The organism is Amycolatopsis sp. 2-15 (genome assembly GCF_030285625.1).
Taxonomy (GTDB): domain Bacteria; phylum Actinomycetota; class Actinomycetes; order Mycobacteriales; family Pseudonocardiaceae; genus Amycolatopsis; species Amycolatopsis carbonis.
The window spans coordinates 9,979,796-10,006,615 of record NZ_CP127294.1 but is presented as its reverse complement, the minus strand read 5'-3'; the positions used below and the strand labels follow the sequence as shown (position 1 = coordinate 10,006,615).

General features: G+C 67.4%; 22 protein-coding genes, 1 tRNA gene and 1 pseudogene. 16 read left to right on the top strand and 8 right to left on the bottom strand.

Annotation, left to right across the window (positions count from 1 at the left end; all coding sequences use genetic code 11):
- Positions 1 to 21: 21 nt before the first annotated feature.
- From QRX50_RS49100 to QRX50_RS49080, 5 genes are all read left to right on the top strand, one after another.
- Complete coding sequence (locus QRX50_RS49100) at positions 22 to 897, top strand: ABC transporter ATP-binding protein (RefSeq protein ID WP_285969889.1); 876 nt, start codon at positions 22 to 24, stop codon at positions 895 to 897.
- Positions 894 to 1,754, top strand: coding sequence for an ABC transporter permease (locus QRX50_RS49095; protein ID WP_285969888.1), 861 nt, complete (start codon positions 894 to 896; stop codon positions 1,752 to 1,754). Before QRX50_RS49100 ends, QRX50_RS49095 begins: the two co-directional genes overlap by 4 nt.
- A gap of 30 nt (positions 1,755 to 1,784) precedes the next feature.
- Entirely contained in the window at positions 1,785 to 2,765 is a 981-nt protein-coding gene (locus tag QRX50_RS49090) for an ABC transporter substrate-binding protein (protein WP_285969887.1), read from the top strand.
- 139 nt (positions 2,766 to 2,904) lie between these two features.
- Positions 2,905 to 4,209 carry a M29 family metallopeptidase gene (locus QRX50_RS49085; protein ID WP_285969886.1) on the top strand — a complete coding sequence of 435 codons (1,305 nt, stop codon included), beginning with the start codon at positions 2,905 to 2,907 and terminating at the stop codon, positions 4,207 to 4,209.
- A 102-nt stretch (positions 4,210 to 4,311) separates the two neighbouring features.
- On the top strand, positions 4,312 to 4,959 hold the full coding sequence (locus tag QRX50_RS49080; RefSeq protein ID WP_285969885.1) for an isochorismatase family protein: 648 nt from the start codon (positions 4,312 to 4,314) through the stop codon (positions 4,957 to 4,959).
- Positions 4,960 to 5,021: 62 nt separating this feature from the next.
- Here QRX50_RS49080 and QRX50_RS49075 read toward each other — a convergent pair whose 3' ends face one another.
- Both QRX50_RS49075 and QRX50_RS49070 read right to left on the bottom strand, forming a co-directional pair.
- Entirely contained in the window at positions 5,022 to 5,906 is an 885-nt protein-coding gene (locus QRX50_RS49075) for an ATP-binding protein (protein ID WP_285969884.1), read from the bottom strand.
- Entirely contained in the window at positions 5,903 to 6,973 is a 1,071-nt protein-coding gene (locus QRX50_RS49070; protein WP_285969883.1) for a cupin domain-containing protein, read from the bottom strand. Before QRX50_RS49070 ends, QRX50_RS49075 begins: the two co-directional genes overlap by 4 nt.
- 237 nt (positions 6,974 to 7,210) lie before the next feature.
- Between QRX50_RS49070 and QRX50_RS49065 the strand changes: the two genes are divergently transcribed.
- Together QRX50_RS49065 and nicT are read left to right on the top strand one after the other, a co-directional pair.
- Positions 7,211 to 8,446 (top strand): MFS transporter, encoded by a 1,236-nt coding sequence (locus tag QRX50_RS49065; protein ID WP_285969882.1) that lies wholly within the window; start codon positions 7,211 to 7,213, stop codon positions 8,444 to 8,446.
- Positions 8,447 to 8,514: 68 nt separating this feature from the next.
- Positions 8,515 to 9,618: a Nickel transporter NicT gene (nicT, locus tag QRX50_RS49060; RefSeq protein WP_285969881.1), complete on the top strand. Its 1,104-nt coding sequence runs from the start codon at positions 8,515 to 8,517 to the stop codon at positions 9,616 to 9,618.
- A 556-nt stretch (positions 9,619 to 10,174) separates the two neighbouring features.
- On the opposite strand, the gene QRX50_RS49055 is transcribed toward nicT, so the two are convergent.
- The gene (locus tag QRX50_RS49055; protein WP_285969880.1) at positions 10,175 to 10,537 is read right to left on the bottom strand and encodes a thioesterase, FlK family; all 363 of its coding nucleotides are present in this window, start codon (positions 10,535 to 10,537) and stop codon (positions 10,175 to 10,177) included.
- Positions 10,538 to 10,858: 321 nt separating this feature from the next.
- Complete coding sequence (locus QRX50_RS49050) at positions 10,859 to 11,536, bottom strand: DNA methyltransferase (RefSeq protein ID WP_285969879.1); 678 nt, start codon at positions 11,534 to 11,536, stop codon at positions 10,859 to 10,861.
- On the opposite strand from QRX50_RS49050, the gene QRX50_RS49045 reads away from it, so the two are divergent.
- Positions 11,499 to 12,068: a hypothetical protein gene (locus QRX50_RS49045; protein ID WP_285969878.1), complete on the top strand. Its 570-nt coding sequence runs from the start codon at positions 11,499 to 11,501 to the stop codon at positions 12,066 to 12,068. The two genes, QRX50_RS49050 and QRX50_RS49045, sit on opposite strands and share 38 nt — an antisense overlap.
- A gap of 38 nt (positions 12,069 to 12,106) precedes the next feature.
- Here QRX50_RS49045 and QRX50_RS49040 read toward each other — a convergent pair whose 3' ends face one another.
- A complete protein-coding gene (locus QRX50_RS49040) occupies positions 12,107 to 12,814 on the bottom strand; it encodes a hypothetical protein (protein WP_285969877.1) in 708 nt (235 codons plus the stop codon).
- A 193-nt stretch (positions 12,815 to 13,007) separates the two neighbouring features.
- Positions 13,008 to 13,080: transfer RNA gene (locus tag QRX50_RS49035), tRNA-Ala, on the bottom strand.
- A 402-nt stretch (positions 13,081 to 13,482) separates the two neighbouring features.
- On the opposite strand from QRX50_RS49035, the gene QRX50_RS49030 reads away from it, so the two are divergent.
- Positions 13,483 to 15,753, top strand: coding sequence for an RICIN domain-containing protein (locus QRX50_RS49030; RefSeq protein ID WP_285969876.1), 2,271 nt, complete (start codon positions 13,483 to 13,485; stop codon positions 15,751 to 15,753).
- A 241-nt stretch (positions 15,754 to 15,994) separates the two neighbouring features.
- Here the strand turns inward: QRX50_RS49030 and QRX50_RS49025 are convergent, their stop codons facing one another.
- Complete coding sequence (locus QRX50_RS49025; RefSeq protein WP_285969875.1) at positions 15,995 to 16,294, bottom strand: ester cyclase; 300 nt, start codon at positions 16,292 to 16,294, stop codon at positions 15,995 to 15,997.
- A gap of 174 nt (positions 16,295 to 16,468) precedes the next feature.
- Here QRX50_RS49025 and QRX50_RS49020 point away from each other — a divergent pair, with 174 nt between their 5' ends.
- The 7 genes and pseudogenes from QRX50_RS49020 to QRX50_RS48990 all read left to right on the top strand — a co-directional run bounded on the left by QRX50_RS49020 (position 16,469) and on the right by QRX50_RS48990 (position 25,568).
- The gene (locus QRX50_RS49020) at positions 16,469 to 17,683 is read left to right on the top strand and encodes a sigma factor (RefSeq protein WP_285969874.1); all 1,215 of its coding nucleotides are present in this window, start codon (positions 16,469 to 16,471) and stop codon (positions 17,681 to 17,683) included.
- A 130-nt stretch (positions 17,684 to 17,813) separates the two neighbouring features.
- The gene (locus QRX50_RS49015; RefSeq protein ID WP_285969873.1) at positions 17,814 to 19,466 is read left to right on the top strand and encodes a response regulator; all 1,653 of its coding nucleotides are present in this window, start codon (positions 17,814 to 17,816) and stop codon (positions 19,464 to 19,466) included.
- A complete protein-coding gene (locus QRX50_RS49010; RefSeq protein ID WP_285969872.1) occupies positions 19,463 to 20,890 on the top strand; it encodes an ATP-binding protein in 1,428 nt (475 codons plus the stop codon). The genes QRX50_RS49015 and QRX50_RS49010 overlap by 4 nt, the downstream gene beginning before the upstream one ends.
- 233 nt (positions 20,891 to 21,123) lie before the next feature.
- Positions 21,124 to 22,214, top strand: a pseudogene (locus QRX50_RS49005) (hypothetical protein).
- Positions 22,214 to 23,365 carry a toxic anion resistance protein gene (locus QRX50_RS49000; RefSeq protein ID WP_285969870.1) on the top strand — a complete coding sequence of 384 codons (1,152 nt, stop codon included), beginning with the start codon at positions 22,214 to 22,216 and terminating at the stop codon, positions 23,363 to 23,365. The pseudogene QRX50_RS49005 and the gene QRX50_RS49000 overlap by 1 nt, the downstream one beginning before the upstream one ends.
- Positions 23,362 to 24,984 (top strand): vWA domain-containing protein, encoded by a 1,623-nt coding sequence (locus QRX50_RS48995; RefSeq protein WP_285969869.1) that lies wholly within the window; start codon positions 23,362 to 23,364, stop codon positions 24,982 to 24,984. The genes QRX50_RS49000 and QRX50_RS48995 overlap by 4 nt, the downstream gene beginning before the upstream one ends.
- A complete protein-coding gene (locus QRX50_RS48990; protein WP_285969868.1) occupies positions 24,981 to 25,568 on the top strand; it encodes a hypothetical protein in 588 nt (195 codons plus the stop codon). Before QRX50_RS48995 ends, QRX50_RS48990 begins: the two co-directional genes overlap by 4 nt.
- Before the next feature lie 8 nt (positions 25,569 to 25,576).
- On the opposite strand, the gene QRX50_RS48985 is transcribed toward QRX50_RS48990, so the two are convergent.
- Positions 25,577 to 26,779 (bottom strand): epoxide hydrolase family protein, encoded by a 1,203-nt coding sequence (locus QRX50_RS48985; RefSeq protein WP_285969867.1) that lies wholly within the window; start codon positions 26,777 to 26,779, stop codon positions 25,577 to 25,579.
- Positions 26,780 to 26,820 lie beyond the last annotated feature (41 nt).

Genomic DNA, 26,820 nt, shown 5'->3' with positions numbered 1-26,820 from the left:
ATTAGTCCTACTCTCCCTCCCATGCTGAGCCGAGAGAAGCTGGCACCGTCCAGTACGGCAGCCCGTGATGCTGCACACACCGATGTGGGGGGCACCGGCGGGATCGCGCACCTCGAAGCACGAGGTGTCACGATCGAATACGCCAAGCCTGGGTCGAAGGAGGTAACGACGGCCGTCGAGCAGTGCGACCTGACCGTCGAACGTGGCGACTTCGTCTGCTTGGTCGGGCCGTCCGGCTGCGGCAAGACCACATTGCTCAACGCTGTCGCCGGATTCGTCAAGATCGCCGACGGCGTGCTCGAACTCGACGGGCGCCCGATCCCCGGCCCAGGGCCCGACCGGGCGATGGTCTTCCAGCACGCCAACTTGCTGCCGTGGCGGACTGTTCAGGCGAATGTCAGCTACGGTCTCGAGTTGACCAAGAAGGTCAAGAAGGCGGAAGCCAAGCAGCGCGCCGACGAGCTGTTGGAGCTGGTCGGGCTGGCCGGGGTCGGGCAGCAGTTTCCGGCGCAGCTCTCCGGCGGCATGCAGGCCCGGGTGAATCTTGCCCGCGCGCTCGCGGTCGAGCCGGAGATCCTCCTGCTCGACGAGCCCTTCGCCGCGATCGATGCACAGACGCGAGAAGTTCTCCAGGTTGAACTGCTCAGGGTTTGCGCGGCGCGCGACGTGACGGCTCTGTTCGTCACCCACGACATTTCCGAGGCCGCGTTCCTGTCGGACCGGGTCTGCGTGTTCAGCCCGCGCCCCGGTCGCATCGTCAAGGAGATCACCGTGCCGTGGGATCGGCCGCGTTCGCAGGAGATTCGGCGGACGGCGGAGTTCGCTCACCTGCGTGACGAGATCGCCGACGTTCTCTACGGCACCAAGAACGGCGTGGGCCAGGAGGCATACCGATGAGCATCACCTCTTCCGAGAAACCGGCCGCACGGATCGAATCCCGCGTTGGTGGTCCTTCCCTTCGCAATCGGCAAGCCAAGCGTCGTCGCGTGCCATCTTGGTTGAGCGAGCAGCGCCTGATCGGCATCAGCGCAGTCATCCTCGTGCTGGTTGCGTGGGAGGTCGTCGCGCTGCTGCGGCTTCAGCCGCAGCTGATCCTGCCTGGGCCGGTCGACGTCATCGAAGCCTTCGGGACCCTGATCCAAGGCGGTCAGATCTGGATCGACCTGTGGACCAGCGCCCAGGAACTACTGATCGGCCTCGGGCTGGCGGTGGTGGTCGGTCTGCCGCTGGGCCTGTTGATCGGCTGGTACAAGAGGGTCGCCTATGCGCTGAACCCCTTCATCAACTTCCTGTATGCCACCCCGCGTATCGCGCTGACGCCTCTGCTGATCATCTGGCTTGGCATCGGCAGTTCCTCGAAGATCGCGATCGTCTTCCTGATGGCGCTGTTCCCGGTGCTCATCAACGCCGCGCAGGGTGTCCAGTCGCTCGAACAGGGCACCGTCCGCGTCGCACGGTGTTTCGGGGCGAGCGACCTGCAGCTGTTCCGCACCGTGGCCCTGCCGGGCACCGTTCCGTTCATTGCCAGCGGGATGCGGCTGGCGGTGGGCCAGGCGCTGATCGGTGTCTTCGTGGCTGAGCTCAGCGGTGCGCAGCACGGTGTCGGCATGACGATGAACACCGCCGGGCAGCAGTTCCAGACCGCCACGGTCTTCGCCGGGCTGTTCATCTTCGCTGCGGCAGGCGTCATCCTGACCTCGCTGCTGCGCCGAGTGGAGAACCACTTCGCGGCGTGGCGTCCCAGCAACCATTGACTTTTCCCACCACCCCAGAAGGACAGAACAATGACGTTCAAACCTGGCGCTCTCAGTGCCGCCTTGGCCGCGGTGCTCGCCATGTCTTCTCTCACGGCCTGTGGCGCATCGTCTTCCCCCGGAGCCGACGGCGTCATTACGGTCAGCTACAGCGAGGAAGTTGCCGACGAGCTTCCCCTGTGGATCGCTTCGGAGGCCGGCTACTTCAAGGAGCAAGGCCTCAACGTCAAGCTCGTCAAGCTGGACAGCGACCAGGGTTACCCCGCGCTGATCTCCGGTCAGACGCAAATCGCCTCAATCGGCGGCTCGCAGATCGTGGCCGGAAAGGCGGCCGGCGGCGACGTGAAGGTGCTGGCCGCGCTCACTCCGGTGGTCCCATACCAGCTGTACGCGAACGTGGCGACCGGCGCCGAACTCAAGGGCAAGAAGATCGGCTACACATCGAAGAGCGGTTCCCAGTACATCGGCACCCTGTTGGCACTGAAGAAGCTGGGGATCAAGCCCAGCGAAGTGAACCTGGTTCCTCTGGGCTCGGTGACGAACGTCAACAACGCGTTGCTGTCCAAGACGATCGACGCCTCAGCCACGCATCCGCCGGCCAGTATCAAGTTCGAGGACGCCGGGATGCACATGGTGCTCGACCTGGCCAAGGAGAAGACCCCCAACATCGCGGTGGGAATCTCCAGCACGTCGGATTACATCAAGGCGCACCCGGAGGTCCTGGACAAGTTCATGGCCGGCCTCAAGAAGGGCTTCGACCGCGAGCGCGCCGACAAGGCCTACTCCACGAAGATCCTCGGCGCTCACCTCGGGCTTAAAGACCAGCGTGCGCTCGACGAGACGTGGGAGTACTACTCCACCGAGGTTCTCGCCGACCATCCGGTCGCGACCGTGGCGGCCCTGCAGTCTTCCCAGCAGTCGCTGGTGGGCTCGGTCGGCGGCGTGGAGAAGGTTGATCTCGCGGGTCTGATCGACACCTCCTTTGTGGACAAGGCGTTCCCCCGCAAGTAGTTCGTTCTTCGCGCGATCTCCTGAGGGAAAGGTTCGGGACAAAACAATGTGTGGATCAGAAGAAAGCTTCATCCTTCCGCCCGGGATGGTTGCGACCATCACCGAGGCGGCACGGCGAGGCGGCCGGAAAAGCTGGCAGATGAGCGAGGTGGCCTCGGTCCTGGCCGGCCTGCCCGAGGACCGTGCTCCTCAGGTCGGGTTCATCGGCTACGGCGACACCGTCGCCGGTGACCGCGTGCTCATCGCCGTCGACAACCACTACGACCAGACGGTCGTCGACGCGATGGCCACCGCCCTGCGCGACAAGGGCGCGACCGTCGACATCATGACCACCGACTCGGGGCCCGATCGTGAGGCCGACTACCGGGACGAGGTTGAGGCTGTCATCCGCGACACGCATTGGACCGAGAAACCGCGCCGATGGGAGGGGCTGCCCTCGGTCGAGGACTTCGCGGGCAAGGCCGGTTACGACCTGCTGCTCCACGGCCGCGGCGGCCCGACACCGCCGACCGACTACCGGTACGAGCAGTTCCCCTGGCTCAAGGAAGAGCACTTGCTCCAGGGCGCCGGTGGTTTTCCCCGGGACCTGCACCGCCTGATCAACATGACCACGTGGGACAAGATCTGGCACAAGGGCCCGGGGAGCGTGGTGCGGCTCACTGACCCCGAGGGCACCGACATCTCCTTCACCCTGCACGAAGAGTACTTCGACGGGAGCCGGCGCAACTTCACCGAAAAGCCGACTCGCGCGTTCGGGCACCTCCACGGGCACCCGCCCACGCCGATCCTCGACAAGGAAGACGCGACCGGGGTGATCGCCGGCACGACGAGCCACATCGGCCGGCCGTTCCCGCGGATCAAAGTGCACATCGAAGGTGGGCGCATCGAAGCCATCGAAGGCGGCGGCCCTTACGGCGACGCGTGGCGCGAGGTGCTGGAGGAGACGAAGAACGTCCACTACCCCTCGTTCCCGCGACCGGGCCTGTTCTGGCTGTGGGAGGTCGCGATCGGCACCAATCCGTGGACGGTGCGGTCGCCGAACATCAACATGGTCTCCTCCGGAGGCTTTGAGTGGGAGCGCCGTCGCGCCGGCGTCATCCACTGCGGCATGGGCACGCGCTGGCGCGCCGGCGAGGAGGCCTGGGCCGCGAAGAACAACGTCAAGTACGGGCACCTTCACGTTCACCTGCTTTTCCCGACCTACGAGATCACCACTCGCGAGGGAAACGTCATTCCCGTCATCCAAAATGGACACTTGAACGCATTGGACGACCCGGCCGTGGTCGACCTTGCGCGCGGTTACGGCGGGGACCCCGACGTGTTCCTGAAAGAGCGGTGGATTCCGGCGGTTCCTGGAATCACGGTGCCGGGCTCGTACGACGACTTCGCTCGTGACCCAGCCCCGTTCATCTACGACGACAATCGGAAGCTTTACGTCGCCTGACGAAGCCCCGACAACAGGTGTTTCTCGACGGGGCTGCCGGACTTCGGTTCGGCAGCCCCGTCGCTTGCGTTACCGAAAGGTAGGTTTGTGGTGAAAGAGTGGATGACCGTCCTTCCGCCGGCCGAGATCGCCACTTACCGCCGCGCCGGGTTTCTCGACGGGTTCCGGCTCGGCGCGCGGCCGGCGCTGCTGGTGGTCGACGTGACTTACGGCTTCACCGGGTCGCGAGGACTGACCTTCGACGAGGCGATCAGGGAGTTTTCGACGGCCTGCGGTCCGGCCGCCTGGGCGACGATGCCCACCATCGAGAGGCTGATCGGGATGTTCCGTGGCCGGGGCGCCCCGATCATCTTCACGCGCGCCGATACGGACGGCCAGCGCTTCACCGGACGTGCGACGAAGAACAAGGGCTCGAGCAAGGCGGCGCCGGGATACGGCGAGTTTCCGGACGAGTGCGCGCCGCGCGAGGGCGAGTGGGTGCTGGGCAAGACGAAGGCCAGTGCGTTCTTCCACACGCCGCTCCTGCCGTACCTGGTCCAGGAGCGGGTCGACTCGCTCGTGGTCTGCGGCGTGTCCACGTCGGGGTGCGTTCGGGCGACGGTCGTCGACGCGTGCTCGTACGGGTTCGACACGATCGTCGTCGACGACGCGTGCTTCGATCGGTCGTGGTTTTCCCACTGCACCAACTTGTTCGACATGAACGCGAAGTACGCCAGCGTGCTGTCACTGCACGAGCTGGCCGACTCCTGAAATGCGCGTTGCCCGGGTCGGTGACCGAAGTGGCACCAACCCGGGCAACGCGCGGTTTCTGATCAGCCCAAGTAGTCGAGCTGCGTCGCGCGGCGCAGGTCGTCGGCCGTGAGCCGATTCGGGTCGAGGGCGACCTCGGTGCGCACGGTAAGCGCTCCGAGGATCGCCTTGCGGACCCGCCGCCCGTCGAGGCCCCGCAGGCCTTTGGCCAGTTCCGCGCGCAGGTCGGCATCCTGGGCGAGCGGCATGAGCCCGGTCCACTGCTCGGCCAGTTCGGTCAGCGAGGACGCCACGATCTGCTCGATGACGTCCTCATCGGGCAAGGTGGTGTTCATGACCAGGTCGGCCCGCGAGAGCACCGCTTCGTCGACCGCGTCGATGAAGTTGGTCGTGGCCACGAGCACCAGGTTCGGGCACTGCGCCCGCAGCTGGTCGAGACCGGACAGCACGGCGTCCGTCGCGCGGTGCACGTCGACCGGGTTGGTCTCGAACGACGCCGAACTCCGGCGCACGGCGAGCGCTTCGACCTCGTCGATCACCACCACGGTGTGCGGTCGCCGCGCGGCGATCTCGGGCAGGGTGTCGAGAAACAGCCGCGACACGGCCCGCTGGCTTTCCCCGAGCATGTCACTCGGGAACGCGTGCGGGTCGACCTCGACGAGCGTGGTGGCACCGCGCGGGGCCATTTTCCGGGCGGCGGCCTGCGCCAGGCCTTGCGCGAGTGTCGTCTTTCCCGTTCCCGGCGGTCCGGCCAGCATGATGAGGCCGTGCGGCGCGCCGGAGAGCCCGCTGAGCAACCGGCCCTGCCGCAGGACGAGCAGCGCGGTGCCGAGCAGTCTCTCCTTGGTGCCCGCCGGCACGATCATCGAGTCCCACGGCCCGTCGTGGTGGTCCGAGGGGAGCGCGTGCAGTCCGATGACTCCGGGCGGGAGCGTCCGCTCGCTCACGGCCAGGACGGCCGGTCGAGGGCGGGCCACACGATCGTGGTGACGTCGCCGGCCTGGGCGTCGCGGATGTGCTCCGGCGGCTCTTCGAAGAGCACCGCGGGATCCATCAGCGCCCGCATCGTCTCGAGCAGGCTGTCGAACATGTGGATGCGCACGACCCGCGCGGTGTTTTCCTTCGAGTCGTTGAAGTGCTGGTGCCACAGGAAGTGGTCGACCACGATCAGGTCGCCCTTCTTCCACGGGTGGTTCTCCCCGCCCTCCGGCTCGGTGCCGAGGTAGGAGTGACCGTCGCCTTCGACCACGTACAGCCAGGCCTCGCCGGCGTGGCGGTGCATCGACTGCTGCCGGCCCTGGCCGATCTCGAACATCGCCATCGTGATGCCGGAAGCCTGGTAGCCGATGGCGCGGTCGAGGAGGAAGGTCGTGCGGGTGCCGCGCGGGGTGTTGAGCATTTCGAGTTCGTCCCAGTCGGTGTGGAGCCGGCCGCTGCGGCGCTTCTGCTGCTCCTTGCCGAGGCGGCGCAGGCGACGGGCGTACGCGTCGTCACCCTGCACGTCGGGCGCGCTGAACTCGGGCCGGCCGGGGAGGTTCTCGACCGGCTCGTGCCCGCGGTCGTCGAGGACCGACATGCCCATCGTGGCGAGCATCGGCTCGCTGGAGAAGGTGAGGTAGCGGAACGTCGCCTCGCCGTCGTTGCCCGAACGGTGCCACGCCCACGCCGGGATGTGGGCCGAGTCGCCGGGAGCGACGTTCACCCGTTCGCCGTCGATCTCGAGCCAGCCTTCACCGCCGACGCCGAACACCATGGCGTCCCAGGAGTGCCGGTGGATCGTGGTGAGCTTCCCGTGGTCGACCTCGTGCACGAGGGCGTCGATCGAGCGGGTCGGGTTGTCGCCGTCCTCGCCCATGTAGACGCCGGTGCGCATGCCCCGCACGGTTTCGGCGAGGGTGACGTCCTCGCTCCGGATGATCGTGCGGTGGTTCGCGCGCCAGTCCTCCAGGAACTTCGCCCGCCGGGCTTTCTGCTGGTGGTAATGGCTTGTCTTCGTCGTGGTCTTCGTCGACACCTAAGCCTCCTTGATTGGCAGGACCATTATACCTTCAGCATTGTGGGTCGCCGGGCACACTACCGCAACTATGGACTTTTGGTCATACCATAAGGCAATATGATGGGCCGAATCGAAGATCCTCGCTGCTCGGTGCCGCCCGACTGCGGCTGAGTCGTTCTACAAGGAGGTAGGCGTGTCCGATTCGGCGACAACCACCCGGCTCGGCTGTGAGCGAGAACACCACGGTGGCGCCCGATGAAAGTTGCCGAGGTTCTGCGCAACCGCCACTTCGACATCTACTGGGGTGGCGTTGTCCTCTCGCAGATCGGCAGCCGCGGCACGATCGCGGCGAACCTGTACCAGGTCTACGAACTCTCCGGTTCGGTCGCGCAAACCGGCCTAGTGGGCGCCGCCCAGGTCGCGGCGCTGGTGGTCCTCAGCCCACTGGGGGGTGTTTACGCGGACCGGGTCGATCGGCGCAAGCTGCTTCAGTGGGCGCAAGCCGTGGCCATGGTCGTGGCGGTCGCGCTCGCCGCCACCAGCTTCACCGGTCACGCCGACGTGCTGCAAGTGGTTACCTCTGTGGTGCTCACGACCGCGGCGGCCAGTTTTGACCAGCCCGCCCGGCAGGCTCTGATCCCGGCCCTGGTTCCGCGAGCGCAGCTGCCGCAGGCGTTCGCGTTACTCAATCCCTCCAGGGAGCTGGCCGTGCTGTTGGGCCCGGCCGTAGCCGGTGTGCTCATCGCCGTGAGCGGGCCGGGCATGATGTACGCGGTCGACGCGGCGACCTACCTGCTGCTCATGGTCACCCTGGCCGTGCTCCGAATCCCGGAACTTCCCGTGTCGGGGGCGAACGTGCCCCTTCGAGTGCAGTTCACACAGGGTGTCCGTTTTGTGCTGGGACGACGAATCGTGTCGCAGATGGTGCTGCTCGACCTGGTGGCGACCGTGTTCGCGGCGTACCGGGTCCTCCTGCCGGCCCTCGCGGTCAACCGGTTCCACCTGGGCGCCACGGCCTACGGCCTGCTCTCGGCGGCGCCGTCAGCGGGAGCTCTCTTGGCGACGTACACGGTGTTCCGAGTGGTCGACCGCAGCAAACGACTCGGGAGAGTCCTGCTCTACTCGACCATCGCGTATGGGCTGAGTGCCGTGCTCCTCGCCTACGCCAACGCGCTGCTGATCGCGCTGCTGGCGTGCCTGCTGCTCGGCGTTTTCGACGCGATGGCCACGACGATTCGGCAAGCGGCCGTGCAACTCGAGACGCCGGACGACATGCGCGGCCGGGTTTCCGCGATCTACCAAATGGCCTCCCGCGGCGGCCCCGCCCTCGGCGACACGGTCATCGGTGGCGTCGCCGCCGCGATCGGTCCCGTGCTCGCCCTCATGATCGGCGGCCTCGCGACCGTCGCCTTCGCCATTGGCCACTTCGGCCGATCCAACCCGGTACGCAAGTACGCCCGAGCGCAAGCCGAGGAGCCGACACAGGCGTGACCCCAGGACTCCAGCGCCGTTCGTGACGGCAGTTTCAGAAGTCGAACGAAGAGAAAGAAGGTATCTCGATGGCCGTCTCCGCACCCTCCACCTCCGGCAGGCAGCCGCTGTCGAGGCGGGAGTGGGGGTCGCTGTCCGGGATGGCGGCGGTGATCCTGCTGCTGAACCTCGTGGGCTGGGGTGTGCTCGTGCTGTTCATCGCCCCGCACCACTACGACCTCGGTGCGTCGGGTGTGTTCGGGATCGGGCTGGGGGTCACGGCGTTCACGCTCGGCATGCGCCATGCGTTCGACGCGGACCACATCGCGGCGATCGACAACACCACGCGCAAGCTCATCACCGACGGCCAGCGTCCGCTGTCGGTCGGGTTCTGGTTCTCGCTCGGGCACTCGACGATCGTGTTCGGGTTGTGCCTGCTGCTCTCGTTCGGCGTTCGCGCGCTCGCCGGGCAACTCGAAGATGACGGGTCGACGCTGCACCAGACGACCGGGCTCATCGGTACGTCGGTTTCGGCCGTTTTTCTTTATTTGATCGCGATCATCAACCTCGTGGCGCTCGTCGGGATCGTCCGGGTCTTCGCGCAGATGCGCCGCGGCGAGCTCGACGAGGAGTCGCTGGAGCGCCACCTCGACAACCGCGGCCTGATGAACCGCCTGCTGCGCGGCGCGACCAAGGCCGTGCGCAAGCCGTGGCACATCTACCCGGTGGGTGTCCTCTTCGGACTCGGCTTCGACACCGCCACGGAGATCGGCCTGCTGGTCCTCGCGGCCGGCGCCGCGGCGTTCGCCCTGCCCTGGTACGCGATCCTCGTACTGCCCGTGCTCTTCGCCGGAGGCATGAGCCTGTTCGACGCCGCCGACGGCGTGTTCATGAACTTCGCCTACGGCTGGGCGTTCTCACGGCCCATCCGCAAGATCTACTACAACATCACCGTCACAGCACTGTCCGTGGCCGTCGCGCTGGTCATCGGCACGATCGAGCTCGTGTCGATCCTCGCCGAGAAGCTCGACATCACCCACGGCCCGCTCGCCGCGATCGCCGACGTGAACCTCGACTACGTCGGGTTCGCGATCGTCGGGCTGTTCATCTTCACCTGGGTGGTCGCGCTCGCCGTGTGGCGGTTCGGGCGCATCGAGGAGAAGTGGTCGGCGCGGCTCAACCCGGTTGGGTAGGCCGCGGCCGGCGAGGTTGCGCATCGCAGGCAAGGGGAAACGGTGAAACCGCGACTCCCTTATCTCGGCAGCCAGCGGGTGTCGTGGACGGGGCCTGCCGATTGGTCTGGGACGTTGCTGGCACGAGGAGAGATGAAGATCAGCAGTGGACGTCGCGCCCTCCGACGGCACGTTGTGGTTGACGATAAGCAACACGGTCACCAGTTCTTGCCGAACAGTGTGGCCGGGTGAGGGGCTGAGTGTGTCGGGCATGAGCTGTACCTGCGCTCCCTCGGGGAGGTCGTGGATGGAGCGGCGACAGGCTGCGGATGCGCATGCAGACGGCGGCGTGCCCTGACCGACTTGGGCGATAGTGCCGGGCCGTTGAGAAAAACGTTGCGGTAGCGGCGCCACACCGTTAACCGGACTAACCCGTTTGATGCAGCGATCAGCCTGGGCTTGGTGACGCCGTCCCATCGCCGGAGGGGACGGCGGAGTGCTGTTTCGGGACGACGCGCCGGCGTTCGAAGTCGGCCAGGTCGACCACGACGAAGCCGAGCGACCCACGCCAGAAATCTTAGTGTCCGTCGTGGACGGTCATCACCCGCCATTCGCTGTAGGCGCCTTGGGCCGCCGCGCAGCGGGCGGTGATCCGTAGCCGGGCGCCGATGACGACGGCTCCCCGGTGCTCGACGTGCTGGCGGGTGCCGAGGGTAGACCCGTGCGGGGCGATGTGTTCGCGCAGGGCGTCCATGCACGGCATCTCGACGAGTTCCAGTAGCCGGGCCGACGCCATGACATCCGGCTTGCGTTCGAGCGGAAAGAGGATCCCCGGAAGCGAGTCGACCACCTGCTCAAGATGGACAGCGGCATGGGACAGATCATCAGTCAGATGATCTTCGAAGCGGTCGACTCTCACGTGTTCTGCCACCCCGATCATGACCCGACCCCGCATTTGCGCCTTGAGGGGCCCAGGTTGGCAACGCCCTGGAACGGGGACAGCCGAACTCAAAATCATTGTCCCAGTTGTTGATCAGCAGGTTTCGACTCCCGACCAGCGGTTACCGAACGTGGTGGCGAAGGCGTAGATCACAGGTCCCGTGCATAGTCAGGACGTGCAGCTCCCCGACAGCCCCAGCCGCAGTGGCAGCTAGTCACGGATCGCACTCAATCGCAGGCGAGATCGTGCTGGGCTCAGCCGGACATCGACCGAGTTCGAGGTGAGCCGTGCTCGTACTCGACATCAGCAGCCCCGACCCCGTCAACGATAGGCAACGTCGCGGTCGGCCAGCGGCCGGGGCCTGGGCCGATTGGGTGGTCGGGGAAGATTCGACTCACGGCTGGTGACCGCGTCGATACGATATGACGTCGTGTGGATTTCGATTGAAGAGACCACAACGTCATCCGCTACCCCGTCCACGACTGCCAGACGGGTTCGCCCCTTCGTGCCGGCAAATGGACCGTCGGGCTCATAGGCGAACCCAAGCTGCGCTGCCACAGCCTGAGCAAACTCGTCCCCCTTCGCCCAGTCTGCCAGCAACACCCGCGAGTCGACGCGTTCATAGAGCGATGGACCGACAGTCAGCATCCGAAAACCTCCGCCGCCCGACCAGCCAACATCCTGGGTGATTCCGCCGGTGTGCTCACCAGCGACGACCTTCTCGAGTCTATGGCGTGTAAAGGAGTTGACGGTCTGCTCTAGCAACTCGACGGTGATCCATTGACGGTTCATCTTGTGAGCGACCGCAGCAGTGGGTCCTGATCCACCAAAACAATCGAGCACTATGTCGCCAGGATTCGAACTTGCATCAATGATCCGCCGGAGTAACTGCTCGGGCTTTTGCGTGTCATACCCACTGTCCTCCTTGGCCTGAGAGTTCACAGGGGGAATAACGGTCCAGATGCCCCAGCAGGCCGTCGAAGCGATCGCCAAACTCATCGTGAGCGCATACAACGCACGCAAGCTCAACCCGCAGCGGCGATGGCGGATCGTCGAAGTCCCAATTCGCCGCTCGATGCCCAGTGATCTCGGAAGCAAGTGGCAGTGGGCAGGCAAGGAACTTTGGTATGGCGACTGGAGCAAGTCAGTCCAGCCCGTCGCCAACTTCGATGCCAAGAGCACCGATTTCAATCTCGCGAATCTGTTCGACAGTTCGAAGATGGTGGACTGGTGGTTGCGCCTTTACGAGCCAGGCGACGCGTACATTGAGCTGGACAACGGCAAACGCTACTACCCGGACTTTGTCGTATTGGACACTGATGGCGTCTTCTGGGTGGTGGAAGGCAAGTCCGATCGTGACGCGGACCGTCTCGACGTGCTAGCAAAGATGAAGGCGGCCCAGGAGTGGGCGCGCTTTGTCCGGGACAAAGGCGAGTTCGGTGTCTGGCGGTACGTGTTCGCAACCGAGAACTTGATCAGGCAGGCCAAGAGCTGGGAAGAACTCCTAGTATTGGCCAAGCCGGAGCGCTGATCGATCCCTTCACCGAGAGGTCCAGCGCGCTCGCTGAGCTATGCGTCGGTGCTTGGCGTGCTCGGCAACAGATCATTGGGGCCTCGATAACGAAGACGGATGCCGGTATCAGCATGGTGCCGCTGAGCACGTAGGACGCCTTGCCGTTCATGGTTGAGGAGAACGGCTGCCTCCCCGAGCAGATCGAAGCCTGTAGACCAAATTTTGATCTTGTCTGGGGCAGCGTCGGTTACGCGCAACCAGTTGCCCGGCTCCGGTGCCGTCCCGTACCAGGTAACGTCGTCCAAGTCCTCGGTTTGACGACTCCACCGTCGCGAACGGCGTGTCCGGGAGGGGTTGACGAAAGTTTCCCATGCTGACCGTGAGCCGGGTGTGGGCCAGTCCGCGCTGAGGGTCTGCGCGGGTCCGAGGTCATCGATCCACTGGCGCATGCTGGCCGCCGAGTCGAACGTGGCGTTGGTGCTTGTGACTGCCGATATGGCCGCGAGACGGTGGTCGAAGCCGGAGCGGATGAGGACGGAGGCCGCCCGGTTGAAGGTTCCTGTTTCGATTGCGGTCACCGCCGAGCCCGACAGGGTGTCGGCGTCGGCATTGCTCTGGGCAGCTTCGTAGACTCTGGCGGCTTCCATTCCCCAAACCAGCCGGTAGATGACGTCGGCCTCGATGAACTGAGCTACGTCGACGCGATCGCCGGAAAGGGCGCTGAGCGGCGATCCGTGTACCCAGTGCCGCAACACCTCACGCAAGATTCACCCATCAGGGGCACGATCGCGGCAGCCCGGGTGACCCCGTTGCGCGGTCGCGGACCTGCTTTGCTCCAGGTTTGCTCCACTTTTCGCGTCACTGCGGAAGTTAGGTATCCAAAAACTCGATGTCTGTGACCACGAAAAAACCGCCCTACCTGGATCTTTGGATCCGGTGGACGGTGTTTCGTCACTGTGGAGCTAAGGGGACTCGAACCCCTGACCCCCTCACTGCCAGTGAGGTGCGCTACCAGCTGCGCCATAGCCCCGAAGCGAAGGTGAACTCCGCATCTCGTGTGAACAAAGAGTACACCCCGCCCTAGGCCGCTTCAGCAGGGGGGTGGACCAACGGGCCGGCAAGCCAAATCCCCAGGTCAGCCGACGCTATGACAGCTTCGCGGAGATCCACTCAGGCGGCGAGGGCGGGCCCGAAGCCGACGATCCCGCCTCCGGAGCGTGACCTCAGCCCGCCCGCTTCGAGAACTCCCAGCTCAAGAGCGTCTTCATGACTTATTTTTAGCTCTGTATTGACTCCCCGTGTGGCCGCCGTTACATTTTCACCCGGTTGTGACGCCGAGGTCCCCGCCCGCTACGCCGCGTCTTTCATCCTTGGGCATGAGCCTTGCCGTTTCCTGCTCGTCGAACGCCGTGGTGCGGTGGAGGAGGTTCCGATGGGATTGCGGAGAGTGGGCACGGTGGTGCTGTCCGCGTTCGCGCTGGTGAGTGGGTATGCGGGGGTGTCGCAGGCGGAGCCGGCAGCTCAAGCGCAACCCCCAGCCCAAGCCCAGCCCCAAGCACAAGCTCAGCCCCAAGCACAAGCCCAGGCAGCCGCCATCGCGCCTGATCAGTGGTACACGGTGCAGGCCGTGAACAGCGGGAAGTGTGTGGACGCGAAAGCCGCCGCGAGTGCGAACGGGACTGTCGTGCAGCAGTACGCGTGCAACCAGACGTCCTCGCAGGTCTGGCAGTTCCAGCCCACCAGCGACGGCTACATGCGCGTGAACACGCAGCTCAACGCGGCGCAGGCGTGGGACATCACGAACGTCTCGAAGGACGACGGCGGGCTGGTGCAGCTGTGGTCTTACTCGAACGGGGTCAACCAGCAGTGGCAGCCGGTGCAGGAAGCGGGCGGTGCATACCACTTCGTGAACCGCAACAGCGGCAAGTGCCTGGACGTGCCGGGCGCCTCTATCGCAGACAGCGTTCAGCTCGAGCAGTACACCTGTAATAACACCAGCGCGCAATCGTTCACAATTACTCCTGTGGGTGGCACTACAACTCCTCCGGACTCCGACCAGCCGGACCTCGGCCCGAACGTCGTGGTCTTCGACCCGTCGATGTCGAGCGCCAGCATCCAGAGCCGACTGAACAGCATCTTCAGCCAGCAAGAGAAGAACCAGTTCGGCAGCCAGCGCTACGCCGTGATGTTCAAGCCGGGCACGTACTCCAACGACGTGAACGTCGGCTTTTACACGCAGGTCCTCGGCCTCGGGCTCAACCCCGACGCCGTGACGATCAACGGCGCCGTGCACGTCGAAGCCGACTGGTTCCCGCCGCAGAACGCGACGCAGAACTTCTGGCGCGGCGCCGAGAACCTGTCGGTGAACCCGACCGGCGGCGCCGACCGCTGGGCCGTGTCGCAGGCGGCGCCCTACCGGCGCATGCACGTGCGTGGCGACCTGCAGCTCGACGACGGCGGCTGGGCCAGCGGCGGCTGGATCTCCGACTCGAAGATCGACGGCCAGGTCCGCTCGGGCTCGCAGCAGCAGTGGATCTCGCGCGATTCGCAGTTCGGCAGCTGGAACGGCTCCAACTGGAACATGGTCTTCGTCGGCGTGAACGGCGCGCCGCAGAACACCTTCCCGAGCCCGCCCTACACCACGGTCGGCCAGGCGCCGGTGGTCCGCGAGAAGCCGTTCCTCTACATCGACAGCGCCGGCAAGTACCAGGTCTTCGTGCCGGCCCTGCGCACCAACACCTCGGGCACCAGCTGGGCCAACGGCAATGCGCCGGGCTCCTCGCTGCCGATGGACCAGTTCTACATCGCCAAGCCGGGTGCCTCGGCAGCCGACATGAACGCCGCGCTGGCGGCGGGCAAGAACCTGCTGATCACGCCGGGTGTGTACCACCTCAACCAGACCCTGCACGTGACCCGCCCCGACACCGTGGTCCTCGGCCTCGGCATTGCGACCCTGGTGCCCGACAACGGCATCACCGCGATGAACGTGGACGACGTCAACGGCGTGAAGGTGGCCGGCCTGCTCGTCGACGCCGGCACGACGAACTCCAACACGCTCATGCAGGTCGGCGCGCCCGGCTCGACCGCCGACCACTCGGCCGACCCGACGTCGCTGCACGACGTGTTCTTCCGCATCGGCGGCCCGGCGGTCGGCAAGGCCACCAACAGCCTGGTGGTGAACAGCAACAACGTGATCGGCGACCACATGTGGATCTGGCGCGCCGACCACGCGGCGAACAACAGCTTCGTCGGCTGGAACACCAACACCGCCGACAACGGGCTGACGGTCAACGGCAACAACGTCACCATGTACGGCCTGTTCGTCGAGCACTATCAGAAGACGCAGGTCGTCTGGAACGGCAACGGCGGGCGCACGTACTTCTTCCAGAACGAGATGCCCTACGACGTGCCCAACCAGGCCGCCTGGATGAACGGCTCCTCTCAGGGCTTCTCCGCCTACAAGGTGGGGCCGGACGTCACGAGCCACGAAGCGTGGGGCCTGGGCAGCTACTGCTTCTTCAACACCAACCCGTCGGTGGCCAGCGCCCACGCGTACGAGGCGCCGAACACTCCGGGCGTGCGGTTCCACGACATGGTCACAGTGTCGCTGAACCACGCGGGCACGATCACCCACGTCATCAACACGACGGGCGCGACCACACCCGACGGGACGCGGCCGGTGAACCTGGTGAGCTACCCGTAGCCCAGGCGCTCCAGACAACCGGTGCGCGCCGTGGTGGCGGCCTCGGCGCGCACCGGTTCCCAGTCCACATGAGAACGAGCAAGAGATCGACAAGAATCGTCGACGCGCTCGTGCGCACGCAGCCGCTGCCGTTGCCGGGCACGGAGTGAACGTGTCGTTCGGGACGCAGCCGGTCCTGCCGGTGAGCTGAGCCGGGCCCGCCGTCGGAGACCGTGCCCCGGTCTCCGACGGCGGCCTTCGCTCAGGCGGCGACCTGCCGCAGCAGGCCGTGGAAGTCGAGCATCGGCCACAGCTCGGCGATGCGGCCGTCGCGCAGACCGAACACGACGGTGGCGCGCAGGCTGATCGCCTTGCCGGTGGGCGGGGTGCCGAGGAAGTCACCGTCGTGGGTGGCGGTCATCGTCCAGCGCACGGCGGCTTTGTCGCCGTCGATCAGGATGTCGTCCACGTGCAGCACGGCGTCGGAGAACGACGTGCGCACGATCTCGCCGGCACCGACGACGGCCTCGCGGGCCGGTTCGTCGGTGGGTCCGTGGTTCACGGCGTCGGGGGTGAGCAGTTCGTCGAGCAGGGTGAAGTCGCGCCCGTTGAACAGGGTCGGCGTAGAAGCGTTCGACGGTTTCGCGGGTGGTGGCCACAGGGGTCCCCTCTCTACTGTGGTGGTGATTGCGGTCTTCGTGTGTGGCGCAGTGAGGACTGAACAGGGGAGCGCCTTGTGACAACCACGCCCGAACTCTTCGACGGCGAACGCGGCCGGCTCTTCGGCCTGGCCTACCGGCTGCTGGGTTCGGCGGCCGACGCCGAGGACGCGGTGCAGGACGCCTACCTGCGCTGGCGCCGCGCCGACCACGCCGGCATCACCGCTCCCCGCGCCTGGCTCACGAAAGCGGTGACGAACCTCTGCCTCACCCGCCTGACGTCCGCCCACGCCCGGCACGAGTCCGCCGCGGGCGACGAGCTCCCGGAACCCGCGCTGACCGGCGGCGGCGCACTGGGGCCGCTGGAGACGGTGGAACAGCGTGAGTCGGTGTCGTTCGCGATGCTCGTGCTGATGCGAGCACTGACTCCGGTGGAACGCGCGGTCTTCGTGCTGCGGACGGCTTTCGACTACCCCTACCCAGAGCTCGCGAGCTTGCTGGAGCTCACGGAGGCCGGCGCCCGGCAGCACTGCAGCCGCGCCCGCCGCCGGATCGACGCGGGCGAGACCCGGTTCCCGACGTCCGACAGCGGCTCGATGCGGCTCACCGAGAGCTTCATGACGGCCGTCCGCTCGGGCCGGCTGGAGCTGCTCGAAGACCTGCTGATGGCCGACATCGCCACGTGGATGGACCTCGGCGGCGGCGAACGCGTGCACGTCCGCGGCCGCGACGCCGTGCGCCGCAACGCCGCCGCGACGCTCGCGCGTTTCGCGTCCGTGTCGGAGTTCGTGCTCACGGAGGTCAACGGCGGCCCGGGCATCCTCTTCCTCTCAGGCGGCACAGTCGTCGGACTGACGGTCGTGGAGACGCGGGGTGGGCGCATCGCTGCCCTGCGCACCGTCGCGGACCCCGCGCGGCTGGGTTTCCTGCGGGCGCAGTGGAACGCGGTTGCCGGCGTCTCGCGCGAGAACGAGGAGTCCTTCTTCCGGCGCCTGGTCATCGCCGTCGGGGATCTGGCGCAGCCGGCCGCGGCGCAGATCGCGCTGCTCGAGAAGCAGGGGCTGCGCGACGCCGACGAGCTCGCGCTGGAGTTCGACCAGTACTTCGCGGTGCTCAAGCACGCGCTGCCCGCCGGCACCGTCGCGGTGCCGGCGGAGCTCGATGCCCTCCTCGAAGAGATGAGCGGCCCGACGGGGCCGTGGTCGTTCGAAGCACTGGCGACCGCGCCGGAGTGGGCTCGGGTGCGGGAGCTGGCCGCGCGGGCGTTCGTGTTGCTGGGCCGCCCGGCCTGAACCGGAGTGGCACGAACGGACCGTTCGCGCAGGCACTTCCGGCACCGATCCCCAGGTCCAGGCCCGGCTGGAGCAGGTCCACCCCGCGATGCCGTTCTCCGCTCGTGGACACGGCCGTAGGCTGTCGGGTGTGAGCCAGCCGATCCTGATGACCGTCGACGACGACCCCGCTGTTTCGCGGTCGGTCGCGCGTGACCTGCGTCGCCGCTACGGCAAGGACTACCGCGTGATCCGTGCGGACTCCGGGGCCGACGCCCTCGACGCCCTGCGCGAGATCAAGCTGCGCGGCGACGCCGTCGCGGCGATCCTCGCCGACTACCGCATGCCCCACATGGACGGGATCTCCTTCCTCGAGAAGGCGATGGACCTGTTCCCCAACGCCCGCCGCGCGCTGCTGACGGCCTACGCCGACACGGACGCGGCCATCCAGGCGATCAACGTGGTCGACGTCGACCACTACCTGCTCAAGCCGTGGGACCCGCCGGAGGAGAAGCTGTACCCGGTCATCGACTCCCTCGTGGAGACGTGGCTCGCGGTCGGCGACAAGTCCGTCGAGGAGACCAAGCTGGTCGGTCACCGGTACTCGGCGCCCTCGTTCAAGGTGCGCGACTTCCTCGCCCGCAACGCCGTGCCCTACCGCTGGTACTCGGTGGACGAGGACGAGGGCGGCCGCATCCTGCAGGCCGCCGGCGCCGTGGAGACCGACATCCCGGTGGTCGTGACGCCGGACGGCACGGTGCTCAAGCAGCCCACCGGCGGCGAGATCGCGGTCGCGGTGGGCCTGTCCACGCGGCCGGCGCAGGAGTTCTACGACCTCGTGGTGATCGGCGGCGGCCCGGCCGGGCTCGGCGCGGCCGTGTACGGCGCTTCGGAAGGCCTGCGCACGGTGCTCGTCGAGCGCAAGGCCACGGGCGGACAGGCGGGCACGAGCTCGCGCATCGAGAACTACCTCGGGTTCCCCGACGGCGTCTCCGGCGCGCAGCTCACCGACCGCGCCCGGCGTCAGGCTCAGAAGTTCGGCGCCGAAGTCCTGACCGCCCGCGACGTGGTGGGGCTGGAGGTGCGCGGGTCGAGCCGCGTGGTCACCTTCGGCGACGGCTCCGAGATCGCCGCCCACGCCGTGATCCTCGCGAGCGGCGTCACCTACCGCGCGCACGAGGCCGACGGCATCCGCGAGCTCACCGGCAGCGGCGTCTACTACGGCTCCGCGGCCACGGAAGCGCCCGAGTGCAAGGGCCAGCACGTCTACATCGTCGGCGGCGCGAACTCCGCGGGCCAGGCGGCGGTGTTCTTCGCGCAGCACGCGAGCGAGGTGTCGCTGCTGGTGCGCGGCGACTCGCTGGAGAAGTCGATGTCGCACTACCTCATCGAGCAGATCGCGGCCATCGACAACATCACCGTCCGCACCGGCACCACCGTCGTCCAGGCCCACGGCGCCGACCACCTCGAAGCCGTGACCCTGTGCCACAGCGATACGACGGAGACCGTCGAGACCGGGCACTTGTTCATCTTCATCGGCGCGGCACCGCGCACCGACTGGCTCGGCGAGGTGATCCAGCGCGACCACCACGGGTTCGTCCAGACGGGGCCCGACCTGGTCACCGAGGGCCGTAAACCCGCCGGCTGGCCGCTCGACCGCGACCCGTACCACCTGGAGTCGTCCGTGCCCGGGGTGTTCGTGGCCGGTGACGTCCGGTCGCAGTCGGTGAAACGCGTGGCCTCCGCCGTCGGCGAGGGCGCCATGGCCGTCACCCTGGTCCACCGCTACCTGGAGGAGCAGTGAAGGAGCCCGCACTGCCGCGCGAAGAACTCCGCGGCCTCTTCCTGTTCGAGCACCTCTCCGACGAGCAGCTCGACTGGATCGAACAGCACGCCGTGCTGGAACACTACGACGGCGACACCGCGGTGCACCGCGAGGGCGATCCGGCCACCTGCTTCTACATCCTGCTCTCGGGCGCGCTGCGGATGTCGCGGCTGGTGAGCGGCGCCGACGTCGAGGTGAAGCGCTCCGACCAGCGCGGCTCCTACTTCGGCGCCACGCAGTTCTTCGTGCACCAGGAAACCGAGCACACCTACGGTGCCACCGTGCATGCGATCGGGGACCTGACGCTGCTCGCGCTGCCGTCGGCGGAGTTCGCGGTGGAGTTCCGCAATTGGTTCCCGATGGCGGCGCACCTGCTGGAGGGCATGTACCTCGGCTGGCGCAACAGCGACACCGTGATCTCCTCGCGGCGCCGGCTGCTCGCGCTCGGCGAGCTGTCGGCCGGGCTCACCCACGAGCTCAACAACCCGGCCGCGGCCGCGGTGCGCGCCACGGCGTCGCTGCGCGAGCGCGTGGCCGGCATGCGCCACAAGCTCGCCCTGCTGGCGAAGAAGGACATCGACCCGGACCTGCTGGAGCAGCTGCTCGACGTGCAGGAACAGCTGGTCAAGACGGTCGCCGACGCGCCGCGGCTCTCGGCGATGCAGCAGTCCGATCGTGAGGACGAGATCAGCGACTGGTTCGACGACCACGACATCGACCAGGGCTGGGACCTCGCCGCGATCTTCGTCGCGGCCGGACTCAAGACCGAGAACCTCGACGGCGTCCTCGAATCCGTCGGCGAGGGCCTGCTCGACGGCGCCCTGCGCTGGCTCGCCTACGCGCTCGAGACCGAGATCCTCATGGGCGAGATCGAGGACTCGACCACGCGCATCTCGGTGCTCGTGGGCGCGGCCAAGCAGTACTCGCAGATGGACCGCGCGCCGCACCAGTGGATCGACGTCCACGAAGGACTCGACTCCACGCTGGTGATGCTCTCGGGCAAGATCGGCGACGGGATCCGGGTCGTGAAGAACTACGACCGCGGCATCGACCACATCCCGGCCTACGCCGCCGAGCTGAACCAGGTGTGGACCAACATCATCGACAACGCCGTGCAGGCCATGGGCGGCGAGGGCACGCTGACGCTGCGCACGTGGCAGGAGAGCAAGCAGGTGCGCGTCGAGATCGGCGACACCGGCCCCGGCATCCCGGAAGAGGTGCGCCAGCGCATCTTCGAGCCGTTCTTCACCACCAAGGGCGTCGGCGAGGGCACGGGCCTCGGCCTCGACATCTCGTGGCGCATCGTCGTGGAACGGCACTCGGGCGACATCAAGGTGACGTCCGTGCCGGGTGACACGCGGTTCGAGATCTGCCTGCCGGTGGAGGAACAAGCCTCACTCTGAGCCGTTCGCTTTCGAACCGCCCGCGTGCGGTCGCCGTGATCAACCGGCGGCAGCACGCGGGCGGTTCGTGATTTCCCTTCCGTCGCAAGGAAAGCCGGGGCCTCACCGGATCCCGATCGACCCCGTTCGTTCATTGATCGTTCACTTCGAACTCCTCGTGCCGCGAGTCAAACGAGTTGCGGGGGCTGAAGGATCCGAGGTGACGCGTCGCGGGACGTGCGGAAGGTGGGTTCGTGAAACGCCGGTTGTCCATCGGGCTGGCTGTGGTTCTGGTGCTCGCCGTCGTGGCCGTGATCGTGTGGGGGCGGTCCGGGAGCGACGAAGCGTCGGGAGGGGGGACCTCACCGTCGTGCGCGGGGTGATCGGCTCGGAGAAGCAGGCCTTCTTCACCGACCAGCGCGTGGTCGACGCGTTCGCCAAGCACGGTCTGAAGGTGGAGGTCGACACCGCGGGTTCGCGCCAGATCGCGACCACGGTCGACCTCGCCAAGTACGAGTTCGCGTTCCCCTCGTCGTCGCCGGCGGCGCAGAAGATCCAGCGCGACCGCAAGGTGACCACGGTGTACACGCCGTTCCAGTCGCCGATGGCGATCGCGACGTTCGAGCCGATCGTGCAGCTGCTCAGCGCCGCGGGCGCCGTGCACAAGGGCGCGGGCGACTACCAGGTGCTCGACATCGCGAAGTACCTGCAGCTCACGCAGGCCGGCACGCGCTGGGACCAGCTGCCGGGCAACACCGCCTACCCCGTGCGCAAGAACATCCTCGTGACGACCACCGACCCGCGGGAGTCGAACTCCGCGGCGATGTACCTGTCGATCGTCTCCTTTGTGGCCAACGGCAACAACGTCGTCTCGACGCCGGACCAGGAAGCCAAGGTGCTGCCGCAGGTGTCGAAGCTGTTCCTCGACCAGGGGTACACGCAGAACAGCACCGAGGGACCGTTCGAGGACTACCTCTCGGCCGGCATGGGCAAGACGCCGCTCGCGCTGATCTACGAGTCGCAGTACGTGGATCGGCTCGTGCGCCACGACGGGTCGATCCGGCCCGACATGCGGATGCTCTACACGGCGCCCACGGTGTACTCGAAGCACACGCTGGTTCCGTTCTCTCCCAACGGGGACAAGATCGGCCAGCTGCTCTCGACCGACCCGGAGCTGGGCAAGCTCGCCGCGACGTTCGGCTTCCGCACCACGAACCCGCAGCTGTTCCGCGACGTCGTGGCCGCGGCCAAGGCCCCGGTGCCGGCCGATCTCGTGGACACGGTGCAACCGCCGTCGTTCGAGACGCTGGAACGGCTGCTCGACGCGATCCAGAAGCAGTACTGATGGACGAGTTCACCCTCACCCCACCGGAGCCGGTGGCGGCGGTCCCCGTGGAGCGTGCCGCCGGGCTGATCGCGCTCGGTGACGACACGCGGGCCGACATCGCCCGTCGCGCCGGCGAGTTCGCGACGCGGCTGGAAGCACTCGACGTCAAGGCGCCCGAGTTCACCACGCTGCTCGACGAGATCCTCGCGGTCGGCGAAGCGGACATGCGGGCGGCTGCCACGGTCGCCGGCACGATGCTCGACCGCTCGACGAAGGCGCTGGAATCCGCGCGCGGCTCCGTCGGCTCGCCGCAGCAACAGGTGACCACGAGCTTGGTCGAGCTCCGCCGCACAGTCGCCGAGCTCGACCCGGCCAAGCTGCCGATCACCGGCCGCAAGCTCCTTGGCATCTTCCCGGCGGCCGCGACCGCCAAGCGCGCCCTCGACCGCTACCGCGCGGCCAACGAGCCGGTGAACGCGCTGGTCCGCGAGCTGCGCACCCGCCAGGACGTGCTCCGCCGAGACAACGCGGCCCTCAAGGGCGAGCGCGAACGGCTCTGGGCCACGCTCGGCCGGCTCGCCGAGGCGGCGGCGTTCGCGGAGGCCGTGGACGGCGCGATCGACCGGCAGGCCGGCGTCTTCGACCTCACGGATCCCTCGCACGCCAACGCATTGCGCGCCGACATCCTGTACCCGATCCGCCAGCGCCACCAGGACGTGCTGACGCAGCTGGCCGTGAGTGCGCAGGGCTACCTCGCGCTGGACCTGGTGCGCCGCACCAACGACGAGCTGATCCGCGGCGTCGAGCGGGCGGTGTCCACCACCGTCTCCGCGCTGCGCGTGGCCCTGCTGGTGAGCGCGGCGCTGGCGAACCAGCGCGACGTGCTCGACGAGGTCGCAGCTCTGCAGTCGACTACCGACGGCTTGCTGCGCGCCAACGCCGCCCTGCTCGAGTCGCAGAGCGCGGAGATCCGCAAGGCGTCGAGCGACCCGGCCGTCGCCGTCGACACGCTGCGCGACTCGTTCGACCGGATCTACTCGGCCCTCGACGCGATCGACGGGTTCAAGGCCGAGGCCGTGATGCACATGGCGTCCACAGTGGAGTCGTTGTCCGGCGAGCTGCGGCGCGCCGAGGACCGGCTGCGCCGTTCGCACGAGGGGGAGCTGTGAAGAAACTCGCGGTACTGGCGCTCGCCGCCGCACTGCTGGTGACGGGGTGTTCGTCGGCGGATCCGAGCTCCGGCGACGACGCCGGGCCGCCCGAAGCCGGCACCTTGCGCATCCTCGCGGGCAGCGAGCTGGCCGACATGCAGCCGGTGCTCGACGAGGCCGCCAAGGCCACGGGCGTGAAGGTGAAGTTCACGTTCACCGGCACGCTGGAGGGCGCCGAGTCGCTCGCCAACGGCAGCCTCGACGGCAAGTACGACGCCGTCTGGTTCTCCTCGAACCGTTACCCCGCAGGCATTCCCGAGGCGGCCAAGCGCCTGGGCAACCAGGTGAAGATCATGAGCTCGCCCGTGGTGCTGGGCCTGTCGCAGCCGGTCGCGCAGCGGCTCGGGTGGGATAAAAAAGCGCCGACGTGGGGGGACATCGCCGCGGCGGCGGGCAAGAAGGAGTTCACCTACGGGATGACCGACCCGTCGGCGTCCAACTCCGGCTTCTCGGCGCTGGTAGGGGTCGCGTCCGCGCTGGCCCACTCCGGCACGGCGATCGACGCGCAGCAGATCGCCGCCGTCACGCCGCAGCTCACGCAGTTCTTCAGCGCGCAGGTGATGTCCGCCGGCTCGTCGGGCTGGCTCTCCGACGCGTTCCAGCGCCGCGCGACCGGCCAGGATCCGGGCGCGAAGGTCGACGGCCTGGTGAACTACGAGTCGGTGCTGCTGTCGATGAACTCCTCCGGCAAGCTGCCGCAGCCGATGAAGCTGATCTACCCCAGCGACGGCGTCGTCACCGCTGACTATCCGCTCACGCTGCTGACCAGCGCGAGCAACGACGCCCGCGACGCGCACCAGCGGCTCACCGACTACCTGCGTACCCCCGACGTGCAGCGGCGGATCATGCAAGTCACGCAGCGGCGTCCGGTGGTTCCAGGCGTGCAGCTCGGTGGGCAGTTCGTGCCCCACGACCTGGTCGAGCTGCCGTTCCCGGCGACGCAGCAGGCCATCGACGCGCTGCTTTCGGCCTACTTCAGCAAGATCCGCCGTCCCTCGCGCACGCTCTACGTGCTCGACACGTCGGGCTCGATGCAGGGTGACCGCATCCAGGCGCTGCGCACGGCGCTGGCCGGCCTCACGGGCGCGGACAACTCGCTCGTCGGCCGCTACCGGCAGTTCCGCAGCCGCGAGGAGGTGACGATGCTGCCGTTCAACACCGCGCCGGGCGAACCGGTCACGTTCACCGTGCCCGAGCAGAACCCGCAGGGCGAGCTGGCGAAGATCAAGAGCTTCGCCGAAGGCCTGCAGGCCGACGGCGGCACCGCGATCTACGACAGCCTCGACCGCGCGTACCAGGTGATGGAACCGCTCGTGGCTCAGGATCCGGATCGGTTCAACTCGATCGTGCTGATGACCGACGGCGAGAACGAGAGCGGCTCGAACCTCGGCGGCTTCAAGTCCGCCTTCGCCTCGCTGCCCGCGGCGATGAAGCAGATCCCGGTGTTCACGGTGCTGTTCGGCGAGGGCAGTGGCGACGAGCTCACGCAGGTCGCCACGATGACCGGTGGCAAGGTCTTCGACGCCCGCAACACCCAGCTGTCCAGTGTCTTCCAGGAGATTCGCGGGTACCAATGAGGCGTTGGTTCGGCTCCACCAAGAACATCGCCGGCTGCGTCGGCGGCCTGATCGGCCTCGTGCTCTACGCGGTCGGCGTGATCGGGCCGCTGTGGCTGATGTTCGTGGTCATGGCCGTGCTCTACACGGCGGGCGCGCTCGTCGCGCCGCCCGAGAAGGTGCGGCTCGTCGTCGACCCGACCGTGGAGGCGGCGGAGGTGCGCTCGTCGCTGGAAGCGTTGGTGCAGAAGGTGTCCAGCCATTCCGGGCGCCTGCCACCGTCCGCTGTGGACGGTGTGTGCCATGTCGCCGAGGTGCTGTCCGACCTGCTGAAGGACCCGCTGCGGCTCGCCTCGACGCCGGATCTGCAGTACCGCGTGCTGCTGCTCGCGCGCACGGACCTGCCGCTGTCGGTGGAGACGTACCTGAACCTGCCGCGCTGGTTCGCCTCCCGGCGGGACGCCGACGGAACGAGCGCGGAGGACGAGCTCGCGAAGCAGCTGGACCTGCTGCGGGGCAAGGCGGAGAAGCTCGCCGGCGAGTACTACTCGGCCGACGTGAACCGCCAGGAGGACCACACGCGCTACCTCGGCGAAGATTCCTAGCCGAGGTATCAGCGCCGCCCGCGGAACGTCCGGCGCAGGTCGGCGACCCACTCGTCCGGGATTTCCCACGGGATGAAGTGGCCGCCGTGGTCGTGGGCCGTGAGGTTCACGTGGTGGTACCAGGCGGCGCGATCGCTGTCGAGGAACTGCTGCACACGCCCCTCGGTGGTTACGCCGGGCGGGTTCTCGTGCGCGACGAACGTGATGCCGGTCGGCGCTTCGATCACGGGCCACCGGTCGTGCGAGGGCGTCCACGGGTAGCGGTTGTTGTTGGCGTAGGTGCGGATCGACGTGCCGATGGAGTTGGTGGCCCAGAAGATCGTGGCGTGGGTGAGCAGCTCGTCGCGGGTGAACGCGGTGTCGGCGCCGCCGTCGCTCCAGAGGTCCCAGCGGCGCAGGATCCACGCGAGCATCCCGACGGGGGAGTCGGACAGCCCGTAGGCCAGCGTGCTCCCGTCGAGCACGTGCACGGCCAGGTGCGTGGCGAACCGCTTGTCCAGTTCGAGCACGCGTGCGTGGGGTTCGGGGGACAGGCCTTCGGGGATCGGCTTGCCACCGCTCAAGTCCCACGCGCGGTCGCCGGTGAACAGGTCGAGCTTCAGCCCTGAGCCGATGTGGATGGCGTGCAGCTCGTCGGCGTACTTGTGGCCGAGCTGCCCGGTCACCAGCGCCCCGACGTCGCAGCCGGCCGCCGCGTACTTCTCGTGGCCGAGCGTTTCGGTCATCAGCGTGTGCCAGAGGTCGGCGACCTTCCAGAAGTTCAGGTCCGGCCGGTTCGGCAACGGTGTCGAGAAGCCGAAACCGGGGAACGACGGCACGATCACGTCGAACGCGTCGGCGGGCTCGCCGCCGTGGGCCGCGGGGTCGGCGAGCGGGCCGACGACCTTGGCCCAGTGCCAGAACGTCCACGGCCAGCCGTGCGTGAGGATCAGCGGGGTCGCGTCCGGCGTGGCACCGGGGACGCGCATGAAGTGCACGGGCACGCCGTCGACCTCGACGCGGTAGTGCTCATGGGTGTTGATCTCGGCTTCGGCCCTGCGCCAGTCGTACTGCGTGCGCCAGTACTCGGCGAGCTCCTGCAGGTAGACCCGGTCGACGCCGTAGAAGGAGTCGCGGTTGCCGGCGTCTTCCGGCCAGCGCGTGTGGCCCAGGCGGTGGCGGAGGTCTTCGAGCACGTCGTCGGCGACGTGGATCGGGGTCGGCGTGAGCATGGGTCCTCCACGGGTTCCGACGGCAACGCGGGCGAGCTTAG

What these genes read in the sequence shown, in the direction of transcription:
- QRX50_RS49100 (WP_285969889.1), top strand. Translation starts at nt 22, where the DNA reads ATGCTGAGCCGAGAGAAGCTGGCACCGTCCAGTACGGCAGCCCGTGAT.
- QRX50_RS49095 (WP_285969888.1), top strand. Translation starts at nt 894, where the DNA reads ATGAGCATCACCTCTTCCGAGAAACCGGCCGCACGGATCGAATCCCGC.
- QRX50_RS49090 (WP_285969887.1), top strand. Translation starts at nt 1,785, where the DNA reads ATGACGTTCAAACCTGGCGCTCTCAGTGCCGCCTTGGCCGCGGTGCTC.
- QRX50_RS49085 (WP_285969886.1), top strand. Translation starts at nt 2,905, where the DNA reads ATGAGCGAGGTGGCCTCGGTCCTGGCCGGCCTGCCCGAGGACCGTGCT.
- QRX50_RS49080 (WP_285969885.1), top strand. Translation starts at nt 4,312, where the DNA reads ATGACCGTCCTTCCGCCGGCCGAGATCGCCACTTACCGCCGCGCCGGG.
- QRX50_RS49065 (WP_285969882.1), top strand. Translation starts at nt 7,211, where the DNA reads ATGAAAGTTGCCGAGGTTCTGCGCAACCGCCACTTCGACATCTACTGG.
- nicT (WP_285969881.1), top strand. Translation starts at nt 8,515, where the DNA reads ATGGCCGTCTCCGCACCCTCCACCTCCGGCAGGCAGCCGCTGTCGAGG.
- QRX50_RS49055 (WP_285969880.1), bottom strand. Translation starts at nt 10,537, where the DNA reads ATGATCGGGGTGGCAGAACACGTGAGAGTCGACCGCTTCGAAGATCAT.
- QRX50_RS49045 (WP_285969878.1), top strand. Translation starts at nt 11,499, where the DNA reads ATGCCCCAGCAGGCCGTCGAAGCGATCGCCAAACTCATCGTGAGCGCA.
- QRX50_RS49050 (WP_285969879.1), bottom strand. Translation starts at nt 11,536, where the DNA reads ATGAGTTTGGCGATCGCTTCGACGGCCTGCTGGGGCATCTGGACCGTT.
- QRX50_RS49030 (WP_285969876.1), top strand. Translation starts at nt 13,483, where the DNA reads ATGGGATTGCGGAGAGTGGGCACGGTGGTGCTGTCCGCGTTCGCGCTG.
- QRX50_RS49000 (WP_285969870.1), top strand. Translation starts at nt 22,214, where the DNA reads ATGGACGAGTTCACCCTCACCCCACCGGAGCCGGTGGCGGCGGTCCCC.
- QRX50_RS48990 (WP_285969868.1), top strand. Translation starts at nt 24,981, where the DNA reads ATGAGGCGTTGGTTCGGCTCCACCAAGAACATCGCCGGCTGCGTCGGC.
- QRX50_RS48985 (WP_285969867.1), bottom strand. Translation starts at nt 26,779, where the DNA reads ATGCTCACGCCGACCCCGATCCACGTCGCCGACGACGTGCTCGAAGAC.